The following is an 11,567-nucleotide window of genomic DNA, read 5'->3' as shown; positions in this document are numbered from 1 at the left end:
TCTATGGTAGAGACATATGACGCAAACACGTTGCTCTTGGGCGAATCCTGCCAACCCGCTTTACTTACACTATCACGATCACGAATGGGGCGTGCCTTGTCACGATGATTTAATTCTATTTGAGATGTTGAATCTCGAGGGCGCGCAGGCTGGATTGAGCTGGGAAACCGTGCTGAACAAACGAGAAAATTATCGTCTTGCCTTCGATCAGTGGGATGCGCAAAAGATTGCTAAGTATGATGATGCAAAGATCGAGACCTTAATGCAAAACGCGGGCATTATTCGTAATCGCCTGAAGATCCAAGCGACGATTACTAATGCTAAATCGTACTTGGCACTACGCAAAGAATTTGGCAGTCTCGATGCCTATTTATGGGCGCATGTGAATGGACGTCCAATTGTCAATCGTGGTGAGCGCATCATCACGACAGAACTGTCAGATCGAATTTCTAAAGACCTCAAAAAGCGTGGTTTTAAATTTGTTGGTTCTACCATTATCTACGCCTATATGCAGGCGATAGGTATGGTCAATGATCATGCGCCGGACTGTGCCTGGCGCACTCTTGTGTCAAAAGTAAAATAAACGATGGCAAAAAGAAATACCCAAGCAGTCACCGCTGCTCCTCAACATCCTGACGTGTTCGTTTCTGAATTTCGTGGTGTGCGCTCTTTACATTTGGCTAGTGCGATAAATAGTGATGTCAGCTGCGCGCCGATACAAGGCTCAATGCGGCTAGCCGTGCCAGATCAAATTGAACTTGAGTATGTGCAGCAAATGAATGTGTGGATGCTATTTAATATGCAGCCAAAGCACATAGTGCAACTTGGATTGGGGGCAGCAGCTTTGACAAAATTTTGTTACCAGAATTTTCCGGATGCCTTGGTCACTGCAATTGATTTAAATCCCAAAGTCATTGCAATGTGCCGCGCTCAATTTAAACTGCCTGAGGATGATGAGCGTTTGCGCGTAATTGAAATGGATGCTTTTGATTTTGTTCGCAATCCGACCCGGCGCGGCAAGATCGACGTGATACAAGTTGACTTGTATGACGCGGAAGCTGAAGGACCCGTGCTGGATAGCCCTGAGTTTTATCAGGCCTGCGCAGATTGTTTAAATGATGAGGGTATGTTGACCGTCAATTTATTTGCGAATGATGAGCAAAGAGCAAAAAATATCGCAGCGATGCAGTCTTGTTTTGATGTCGTGGTCTGGCTGCCAGAGGTGCATGATGCGAACGTTGTGGCAATAGCTTTTAAGTCCGCGCCCATGATCGATTTTGAGCAGCTGTACCAAAGAGCCGCAATCTTACGTGTTAATTACAAATTGCAAGCACCGCTCTGGGTGAACGGTTTGAAAGCGTGGATGCAGCTCGAAGATTAAGTTGAGCTTGGCCGCTCTTGTTCGCTCTTGGGTGCTATCTCGCTCAATATTATGCTTGTAAAATAACTTGGTTGCGGCCTTTGTGTTTGGCTTGGTACAAAGCGCTGTCGGCGCGATTCATGACTGCATCTAAATCTTCCAAGTACTCTAAATTTTGCTGCATTTTGCTAACACCTATACTGATGGTGAGTCGTAATTTGCCAGCGCGAGTATTAAATTCGTGCTGCTCAAATTTAGCGCGTAATCGCTCTGCAAGATCCACCGCTTGGTCAGCTTGCTCACTATCCCAGATGATAATAAACTCTTCGCCACCTAGTCGCGCTGAAATATCGCTGGGACGTAATTCTTGCATCAGTTTTTGACCTGTCTGTACCAAAATTTCATCTCCGACCGCATGTCCGTATTGATCATTGATGTTCTTAAAGTAGTCAATGTCTATCATAGCAAGACTGATTTGATGTGGCCTTTGGTCAAGCTTAGATCGTCCGGCAATCCTAGCGAATCGTGTTTGCAAACCACGACGATTTAACAGGCCGGTGAGGGCATCATATTCTGCGAGTGCCAAAATTTCTCTTCTTAATGCATCGCTGATCAGTAAAAAAATACTGAGTCCATGCGATACCAGTAATAAGATAAAAATCATGATCCAAGCGGCATTCGCTTGGTAAGCTAAACTTTTTGAACCAGCAATCGAAGGAATGACAGCATATGCCCGACTCGCGCTGATAATGACCGTCAACAAGGAGACTAATGAGCCGAACAGCAACGGAAAACCGCCTTCTCGTTTGTATTCTAGGTAGAGTGCCGATAGTGCAAAACAATGTAGGAGGGCGCTGATAGCTAATATAAAACTAAGTGACGGCCACAAAGCGGTGCCAAATTTAATCAGACAAACCGATGTGATGCTAGCTGTAAGCGTGATTAGAGTGATGATGCTAAGTTTAAGCCTTGCACCTAGGTAGCTACGAGTACCTAGAACAAATAAACTGCTTGCAATAAGTGCTCCAAGATGACCGATAAGAACCGAATTAGCATCGCCAATTACACTTGAGAGTAGCACTTTTGCTTCTTGCGAAAATGAGATTGCAAAAAAACTGCCGACCCAATACCAGAGGCCGTAACGCCCCCGAGCTTGCCATGCGCCACCCAGCATGACTAAGGCTAGTAGTAAGGCGATGTATTGATAGACATTTAATAAAGTGTAGACGTGTAGTTCGTCTGGTGCGTAGCGCATAAGTTGAAATGGTTATAGGGCTTACATAAAACTGAAACCGGCGTTCTGCCGTTCGTCTCGTCGTTGTTATGGTTGGGAGGCGGGTCTAGCACCGGCATCGTCTTCAGCTTGACACTTTGCCTGTGTAATTTTGTTTTAGCCCCGAGTAAAATATGAATTTCTGCATTGCAATATATCATAGGCCAACACCAGGATCGTGCAATTTACTTGACTTGACGCTAATGAATTTGTGAATTTTTGTTGAGATAATTCCTAGATCCTTGCGGAACTTATTTTTTTAAAAAGACTCATAATCAGCACAAAGTGCTAGCAATGAGCCAGAATAAATCGTCATGAGCTAAAGTCGTGTTTGAGGGCAGGATAGTGTAGGGCAGCTTTTAATTTGCTTGATCTAGTATTTTTAAACCAATAATTTTTAATCCAATAATGAATGATGGGATAGCTATGAATTTCAAGCCACGTTGTAAAGTTTTAGTGTCAATCTTGTTCGCGTCGAGCGCCTTATTAAGTAGCTCGATTTGGGCGCAGAAAGCCACCGTCAGCGATAAGTCGGTAGCTGCAGCAGCAACCAAAGTTGCAACTAACGTAGCAATCAAGCCAGAAATGAAAGCGACTTTGGATCGCATTTCAGCAGAATCTATGCGTGGTCATTTGACATTTTTGGCATCAGACTTACTAGAGGGACGCGATACGCCATCACGTGGTTTGGATTTGGCGGCTGAATATATCGCTGCGCAATTTCGCATCATAGGCTTGGAGCCAGCGGGTAATGAGGGCTATTTTCAGACTGCGGATTGGAATGTGTTGAAGAAAGAATTGCGTCGCCGCCCAGGTGCACCAGTACCTCCACCGGAAGCTGAGCCTACCTCACCAACGATAGTGCGCAATGTGGTCGGTGTGTTGCGTGGCTCTGATCCTATGTTAAAAGATACTTATGTGTTGGTAACTGCGCATTATGATCATATCGGTATCAAAGCGAATGCCGAGGGCGATAAAATTTTTAATGGCGCCAATGATGATGCGAGCGGCACAGTGTCTGTGATTGAGCTCGCGAAAGCCTTTGCGGGAATGAAGGAGCGCCCAAAGCGTAGTATCGTTTTTATGACTTTCTTTGGTGAAGAAAAAGGTCTAGTTGGTTCACGCTATTATGGAAAGAATCCTATTTTTCCGATAGAGAAAACGGTAGCAGGTATCAATATTGAACAAGTTGGTCGTACCGATGATTCAGAAGGTACGCAAGTGGCATCAGTGGGTGTCACAGGTTTTGACTTCTCTGAAGTCGGTGCCATCATCAAACAAGCGGGCGATAAAACGGGGATCAATGTGTGGAAGCATCCAGTCAATAGCGATAAATATTTTGGTGCTAGCGATAATCAAGCCTTGGCCGATCAAGGGATTCCAGCGCACACCATCAGCGTTGCCTATGGTTTCCCTGATTATCACGGTTTAGGTGATGAAGCGAATAAAATTGATTACGACAATATGGCAAAAGTGGATAGAGCAGTTGCATTAGCGATTGAACATATCGCCAATAGTAAAGATGCACCTAAATGGGATGAGAAAAATCCTAAGGCAGCTAAATACTTGGAAGCATGGAAGCAACGTAACGCAAGCAAATAAATTTACGGAACTGTTATTAGATTTATTGATCGAAAACGACCTGAGTGTGTTACTGCTCAGGTCGTTTTTTTATATGAGTGAAAATTGATCGAGTGTATTTGGATGGTATTTGGTTCGTACACAGTTTTTAACCTTAGTTTCAAAACAATTAAAAAGAAAAATGAAATCCACAAAAATCTCACTGCTCGCATTTGGTGTTGTACTTGCCAGCTCTACTACTTCATACGCTGCAGAGAAATCTAAAGCGTCTGACTGGCCACAAGCACGCTTCGAGCAAAATAATTATCAAACCACGAGTACGGTCGCTGATGTAGCACAGTTCATGAGTGAGTTGCAAAAGAAGGATAAATCTTTAAGTCGATATCAGCCTAAAAAAGCGCCGCTCAGCACAGAGACTGGGCAGCCATTAAATGCCTGGCGTCTCGCCGCAACTGGCAAAGATCCTTTGCGCGTTTACATCAACGCGGGTATTCATGCGGGTGAGGTAGAGGGTAAAGACGCGATGCAAATTATTCTGCGTGAGCTGGTGCAGGGTAAATACCCCGAAATTCGTCAAGCGATAGAAATTGTGACGCTCCCGACTTACAACGCAGACGGTGCTGATGCACAAGATCCGTTAAATCGCCGCCATCAACCTAATCCAGCGGGTGGCGTCGGGCCTCGTGAAAATGCGTTTGGAATAGATTTGAATCGCGACATGATGAAAGCGGCTGCTGCAAACACACGTTGGATGCTGGCGATGTACCAAGATTTTCAGCCTGCAGCTGTATTCGATTTACACACGACCAATGGTAGCTATCACGGTTTCCACATCACTTATGAACCAGCGTGGGCAACCGGTGGTGATGCTCTGCTGCAGGGACTTAATCGTAAGATGTTGACCGATGTGCGTGCAAGCATGCTGCCGCGTGGCATGCCGACCTATGATTACGGTAATTTCCGCTATAACAAAGATAAGCAGATTGATGGTTGGGAATCGGCATTTTCTACTCCTAACTTAGTTAGTAATTATCCGACCTTGCAATATGCTTTAGGCGTCTTGGTTGAGACTTATGTGTATCGCAGCTACAAAGAGCGCATAGAGGATAATCGCTTGTATGTAGTGGAATTATTGCGTTGGTTGGCGGCGAATAAGGAGCAAGTTAAACGCGAGCAACTCGCCGCAAAAACACGTTGGGCGGATCAGTGGAAAAACAATGAGGCACGCTTGCCTTTACGCACTGAAATGACTTTGGCGGAGAACTATACTTTTGAGGTAGTTGATCCTATCAAAGACGCCAATGGTCAAATCATAGGCGAGAAATCACGCACTAAAATGGAATTGCCAGCCTATGTCGCTTTCAAAGCGGTCGATGAAATCCGTGTGCCGCAAGGTTATTTGGTCGATCCAGCTTATGCCGAAAAATTACGTCCAATTTTGGAGGCGCATGGCTTGAAAGTGTTGCCCGGATCAGCGCGGCCTAAAGATCAGGCTTTGATGTATTTTCACGAAACGGAACGCAATATCGCCAAAGATACTTTCCAGGGCGTTTTTACTGCGCAAATTAAAGGACAGTGGAAAGAGCAAATGCCAGAAAAACGTGCTGGTTATGCGTGGACTAAAGAGACATTAGATAAAGCGCTGTATGTGCCTTTGAATCAGCCTCTGGGGCGCTTGGGATTTTATTTGCTTGATCCACGTAGCGGTGATGGATTGGTGTATTGGGGTTATTTGCATGCCTATTTTGCGCGGGGTAAAGGCATGTGGGGTGAGCCGCCGCGCCAACCGATTTTGGCGGTCGGTAGTGCAGCGGCCAATTACACCTCAGAGAGTGGCGTAGGAAAACCAGAGCGGGTGCAGGAGTAGTGTGTAAAATTAAAACCTCTCAATACAGAGACACGGAGGTGTAGAGAAAATTAGGAGAAAGCCGAAAAAAACGATGAATTGGGTTTTCTCTTTATACTCTGAGTCTCCGTGTTGAAAGAATTGTTTTGTTGTTCTTGGTCTCGTATTAGGTAATCATTTATTCCATGCCTTTGACGCGCTAATTTGCATAAGACAATTGACACTTTATTACTCAATAAAATGTGAAAAAAAGTGCCGCCGGCGAAAAACCACTCGCTGTTTCAGGTTATAATCGCGGCACTTGATCGGGAGAGAGCAGTCGCCAGAAGTACAGACTGCCGCCGAAGGGGCTAATACCCAACAAACTCTCAGGCAAAAGGACCGATCAGCGGGGTGGTGAAAACTCCCCTACTCTGGAGAGCGGTAGCAGTGCAAAAAGATTTCGCGCTGAACTACCCACCGAAGGTGCGACGAGAAACAATGATCGGTGAAATGATCGATAGCTTCTCGTAATCTCTCAGGTACCAGGACAGAGGGGTAAAACGAAGCAACAGCGATGCGGATAATCAGTTCGTATGCGGTTTCGTCCCTTTTTTATGTCCAATCTTGGTACTGAGGCACTCACATGACGCAAGCAACTCTAAAAGTAACTCCCTTGAACGCAGCACACCGTGCAGCCGGCGCGAAGATGGTTGATTTCGGCGGTTGGGACATGCCAGTTAATTATGGCTCCCAAATCGAAGAACATCATGCTGTGCGTACTGATGTCGGTATGTTCGACGTTTCCCACATGTGCGTAGTTGACCTCAAAGGCGAGAACGTACGCAGCTTCTTGCGCGGTTTGGTCGCCAATAATGTCGACAAATTGCAAGTCCCAGGCAAAGCGCTGTACTCAGCGATGTTAAAACCTGAAGGCACCGTGATCGATGACTTGATCATCTACTTCATGAACGAATCTTGGTTCCGCTTGGTGGTGAATGCAGGTACTGCAGAAAAAGACGTAGCGTGGATGAATGCCCACAACACCGCGACGAACGCTGGTATCACGATCACACAACGCCGTGACGGTGCCAATGCTTATGGCTTGATCGCTGTTCAAGGTCCAAATGCCCGTGCAAAAGCATGGGAAGTTTTGCCAGAAACCAAAGCGGCTAGTGCTGAAATCAAACCATTTAACGCAGTTATCGTGGAAAACACGTCCTTCGGTGAAGTGATGGTGGCACGTACAGGTTACACAGGCGAAGACGGTTTTGAAATCGCCGTTTCCGCTGAACGCATTACCGACTTGTGGAATGCCTTGGCAGCAGCTGGCGTAAAACCAGCAGGCCTTGGTGCTCGCGATACATTGCGCCTCGAAGCGGGTATGAATTTGTATGGCCAAGACATGGATGAAACAGTGAATCCATTGAATGCTGGCTTGGCTTGGACCATCGATTTGGTCGCAGAGCGTGATTTCGTCGGCAAAAAAGCATTGCAAGAACAAGGGCAAACACAACAATTCCTAGGCTTGATCTTGCGTGAAAAAGGCGGCATCTTGCGTGCACATCAAAAGGTCGTGACACCGCAAGGCGAAGGCGAAATTACCAGCGGTACTTTCAGCCCAACCATGCAAGAAGCCATCGCCTTGGCACGTCTGCCTATGGGAGTAGCGATTGGTGACACAGTGCATGTGCAGATTCGCGACAAACAATTAGCAGCAACCGTAGTGAAATTGCCATTTGTGCGTAATGGTAAGGTTTTGGTAGCGTAATGTATTCGCCAAAGAGGCACAGAGTACATAGAGATTTTTGAATTTGTCATTCCTGCGAAAGCGGGAATCCAGTGACGTAACAAGCAGAGACTCTGGATTCCTGCCTTCGCAGGAATGACATGAAAAGAAGTTTAGGCCTCTCTGCGCCCTCGCGGCAAAGATTTTATTTTTAGACATAATCAATTCAAATTTTTTTGGAGAACAACATGGCAATTCCAGCAGATCGCAAATACACAGAATCCCACGAATGGGTACGCGTAGAAGCAGACGGTACAGTGTCCGTCGGCATTACTGATTTCGCACAAGATGCATTGGGCGATATCGTTTTCGTGGACTTGCCAAAAGTTGGTGCTAGCTTAGCTGCTGGTAAAGATTGCTGCGTGATCGAATCTGTAAAAGCAGCTGGCGACGTTTACGCACCAGTGGCTGGTGAAGTTGTTGCAGTAAATGACGCAGTTGTTGATGAGCCAGCATCGATCAATTCTGGCGCATTTGACGCTTGGTTGTTCAAATTGAAGCCAGCCAATGCAGCAGATGTTGATGCACTTTTAAGCGCAGAAGCATACGCGAAAAATATCGGTTAAGTTGTTTCGAACCCCTCTCCCGCAAGCGGGAGAGGGACAGGGGTGAGGGCGGCGTTTATTTGCGGATCTTCCATTAATGTGAAGCACATGCCGTTTGATTCGATGAGCATCTCGTAAAGAATTTATCTTTCCCGAATCTCCCTCACCCTAACCCTCTCCCGCTTGCGGGAGAGGGAACTAAGTCAGAGTCACAGAAGACTGCTGTCCTCATTGTTGAATTTTGTTTTCTACACTTCCAAATACCATGACACGTACTAGCCTTTCCCAACTTGAGGCACATGATGCCTTTATCGCCCGTCATATCGGCCCATCTGAAGCAGAACAAGCTGCTATGCTCAAAGTGTTGGGCTATGCGGATCGCACGGCTTTGATCGATGCGCTCGTTCCAGCGAATATTCGTCGTAAAGACGTTTTGCCATTGGCGCAATTCACAGAAGCGAAATCTGAAACTGAAGCTTTAGCGACTTTGAAAGCCTTAGCGAGCAAGAATAAAGTGCTCAAGTCTTTCATTGGTCAGGGTTACTACAACACGCACACACCAGGCGTGATTTTGCGTAACATTTTTGAAAACCCAGCGTGGTACACGGCTTACACGCCATACCAACCAGAAATTTCTCAAGGTCGCTTAGAGGCGATTTTGAACTTCCAACAAGTCATCATGGATATGACAGGCATGGACATCGCGAATGCGTCTATGCTTGACGAAGGTACCGCCGCTGCCGAAGCGATGACTTTGATCCAACGTGTTGGTAAATCGAACTCAAACGTGTTCTACGTCGCGCATGACGTCTTGCCTCAAACACGTGAAATCATCGAAACACGCGCCAAACCTTTGGGCATCGAAGTACGTACCTTGACCGCCAACGAAGCCTTAGAAAACGACTGCTTCGGCGTACTCTTGCAATACCCAAGTGTCGATGGCGAAATCCGTGATTACCGCGAATTCGCCGCCGCCGTGCATGCAAAAGGCGCGATGGTGATCGCTGCTGCAGACTTGTTGGCATTGACTTTGATCGAAGCACCAGGTACTTGGGGTGCAGACGTGGTCGTTGGTAACAGCCAACGATTTGGTGTGCCGCTTGGTTTTGGTGGCCCACACGCAGGTTACATGGGCACGAAAGATGCATTCAAACGTTCGATGCCAGGTCGCTTGGTCGGTGTCACAGTCGATGCGCAAGGCAAACAAGCTTACCGTTTGGCATTGCAAACACGTGAACAACATATCCGCCGTGAAAAAGCGACATCGAATATTTGTACAGCACAAGTATTGTTGGCAGTGATCGCGTCGATGTACGCGGTGTATCACGGCCCAGCAGGCTTGAAACAAATTGCTGAACGCACACATCGTTTGACTGGCACCTTGGCTGCTGGTTTAAAACAAATGGGCGTTGCGATTGCAAACAGCACTTTCTTCGACACCTTGACCATCAACGTAGCAGATGCAGCAGCAGTACACGCAGCGGCACAAGCAGCGGGTTACAACTTGCGTGAAATTAGCGCGACACAAGTTGGTGTATCGCTCGACGAAACAGCAACACGTGCTGACGTCGAAGCTCTGTGGACTATCCTCGGTCAAGGCAAAGCAGCACCAGCGTTCGACGCGACTGAAGCAAGTGTTGCAGATGCCTTCCCAGCAGCATTGGCACGTACAACAAGCTACTTGACGCACCCAACTTTCAATCGCTATCACGCAGAACACGAAATGTTGCGTTACTTGCGTAGCTTGGCAGATAAAGATTTGGCTTTGGATCGCACCATGATCCCGCTCGGTTCTTGCACGATGAAGTTGAATGCAACTTCCGAAATGATTCCAGTGACATGGCCAGAATTCTCGAACATCCATCCATTCGCACCAAACGATCAAACTGTTGGTTATCGCGAAATGATCGATCAACTCGAAGCGATGTTGTGCGCGGCAACGGGTTACGATGCGGTGTCCTTGCAACCAAACGCCGGTTCACAAGGTGAATACGCTGGTTTGTTGATCATTCAGGCTTACCATCAATCGCGTGGCGATCATCACCGCAACATCGTGTTGATTCCATCGTCTGCACACGGAACTAACCCAGCATCTGCTTCGATGGTTGGCATGGAAGTTGTCGTCGTTGCGTGCGATGCAAACGGTAACGTAGACTTGGTAGACCTCAAAGCCAAAGCAGAAAAACACAGCGCCAACTTGGCAGCGGCGATGGTGACTTATCCATCGACCCACGGCGTTTTCGAAGAAGGCATCCGCGAATTGTGCGACATCATCCACGCACACGGTGGCCAAGTGTATGTTGACGGCGCGAACATGAACGCCTTGGTTGGCGTTGCAGCACCAGGTAAGTTTGGCGGCGACGTTAGTCACTTGAACTTGCACAAAACATTCTGTATTCCACACGGTGGTGGCGGACCAGGCGTAGGCCCAGTTGCAGTTGGCGCGCACCTCGCACCATTCTTGCCAAATCAACGTTCCAATGGCTATGTACGTGGCGAGAAGGGTATCTCTGCGGTCAGCGCAGCACCATTCGGTTCAGCATCGATCTTGCCGATCTCTTGGATGTACATCGCCATGATGGGCGCAGAAGGTTTGAAAGCGGCGACAGAAACAGCGATCTTGGCAGCGAACTACATTGCGAAACGTTTGGCACCACATTACCCAGTGCTGTACACAGGTCACGATGGCTTGGTAGCGCATGAATGTATTTTGGATTTGCGTCCATTGACTGATGCGACTGGCATCTCCAACGAAGACGTCGCAAAACGTTTGATGGACTTCGGCTTCCACGCACCTACGATGAGCTTCCCAGTGCCTGGCACGTTGATGATTGAGCCAACCGAGAGTGAATCTCAAGCGGAATTGGATCGCTTCATCGACGCCATGATCACGATTCGCGAAGAAATCGCAAAAGTGGCCAGCGGTGAATTCGACGCCAAAGACAATCCACTGAAGAACGCGCCACACACAGCAGAAGTCTTGGTCGCCAACGAATGGAACCACGCCTACAGCCGCGAAGTAGCAGCCTTCCCAGTACCATCTTTGCGTAAGCAAAAATACTGGGTACCAGTCGGCCGCGCAGACAACGTCTACGGCGACCGCAACTTGTTCTGTGCTTGCGTTCCTATGAGCGATTACGAGTAATATAGCTTTTGAAGTGAGTGGCTTCAAAGTCGGTACCCTCACATAGCCC

General features: G+C 47.4%; 8 protein-coding genes and 2 riboswitches. Of the genes, 7 read left to right on the top strand and 1 reads right to left on the bottom strand.

The window, feature by feature from the left end:
- The first annotated feature begins 16 nt into the window (after window positions 1-16).
- Both ACFFJH_RS13940 and ACFFJH_RS13935 read left to right on the top strand, forming a co-directional pair.
- Window positions 17-583 (top strand): DNA-3-methyladenine glycosylase I, encoded by a 567-nt coding sequence (locus ACFFJH_RS13940; RefSeq protein WP_390213459.1) that lies wholly within the window; start codon window positions 17-19, stop codon window positions 581-583.
- A gap of 3 nt (window positions 584-586) precedes the next feature.
- On the top strand, window positions 587-1,381 hold the full coding sequence (locus tag ACFFJH_RS13935) for a spermine/spermidine synthase domain-containing protein (RefSeq protein WP_390213458.1): 795 nt from the start codon (window positions 587-589) through the stop codon (window positions 1,379-1,381).
- Window positions 1,382-1,430: 49 nt separating this feature from the next.
- Here the strand turns inward: ACFFJH_RS13935 and ACFFJH_RS13930 are convergent, their stop codons facing one another.
- Window positions 1,431-2,615, bottom strand: a complete 1,185-nt coding sequence (locus ACFFJH_RS13930; protein ID WP_390213457.1) for a GGDEF domain-containing protein — start codon at window positions 2,613-2,615, stop codon at window positions 1,431-1,433.
- Window positions 2,616-3,059: 444 nt separating this feature from the next.
- On the opposite strand from ACFFJH_RS13930, the gene ACFFJH_RS13925 reads away from it, so the two are divergent.
- The 5 genes from ACFFJH_RS13925 (at window position 3,060) to gcvP (ending at window position 11,518) form a co-directional block, all read left to right on the top strand.
- Window positions 3,060-4,235, top strand: coding sequence for a M28 family peptidase (locus tag ACFFJH_RS13925; RefSeq protein ID WP_390213456.1), 1,176 nt, complete (start codon window positions 3,060-3,062; stop codon window positions 4,233-4,235).
- 160 nt (window positions 4,236-4,395) lie between these two features.
- Complete coding sequence (locus ACFFJH_RS13920) at window positions 4,396-6,081, top strand: M14 family zinc carboxypeptidase (RefSeq protein ID WP_390213454.1); 1,686 nt, start codon at window positions 4,396-4,398, stop codon at window positions 6,079-6,081.
- A 275-nt stretch (window positions 6,082-6,356) separates the two neighbouring features.
- Window positions 6,357-6,454, top strand: a riboswitch (glycine riboswitch).
- A gap of 9 nt (window positions 6,455-6,463) precedes the next feature.
- Window positions 6,464-6,603, top strand: a riboswitch (glycine riboswitch).
- Window positions 6,604-6,685: 82 nt separating this feature from the next.
- Window positions 6,686-7,810, top strand: coding sequence for a glycine cleavage system aminomethyltransferase GcvT (gcvT, locus tag ACFFJH_RS13915; RefSeq protein ID WP_390213453.1), 1,125 nt, complete (start codon window positions 6,686-6,688; stop codon window positions 7,808-7,810).
- 206 nt (window positions 7,811-8,016) lie between these two features.
- Complete coding sequence (gene gcvH / locus ACFFJH_RS13910; RefSeq protein WP_390213452.1) at window positions 8,017-8,394, top strand: glycine cleavage system protein GcvH; 378 nt, start codon at window positions 8,017-8,019, stop codon at window positions 8,392-8,394.
- A 244-nt stretch (window positions 8,395-8,638) separates the two neighbouring features.
- Window positions 8,639-11,518, top strand: a complete 2,880-nt coding sequence (gene gcvP / locus ACFFJH_RS13905; RefSeq protein ID WP_390213451.1) for an aminomethyl-transferring glycine dehydrogenase — start codon at window positions 8,639-8,641, stop codon at window positions 11,516-11,518.
- The last annotated feature ends 49 nt before the right edge of the window (window positions 11,519-11,567 follow it).

The organism is Affinundibacterium danionis, assembly GCF_042432465.1.
GTDB lineage: Bacteria > Pseudomonadota > Gammaproteobacteria > Burkholderiales > Burkholderiaceae_D > Undibacterium > Undibacterium danionis.
Note: the sequence above shows the minus strand (reverse complement) of the source record. Positions and strands in the feature narration are given on the sequence as shown.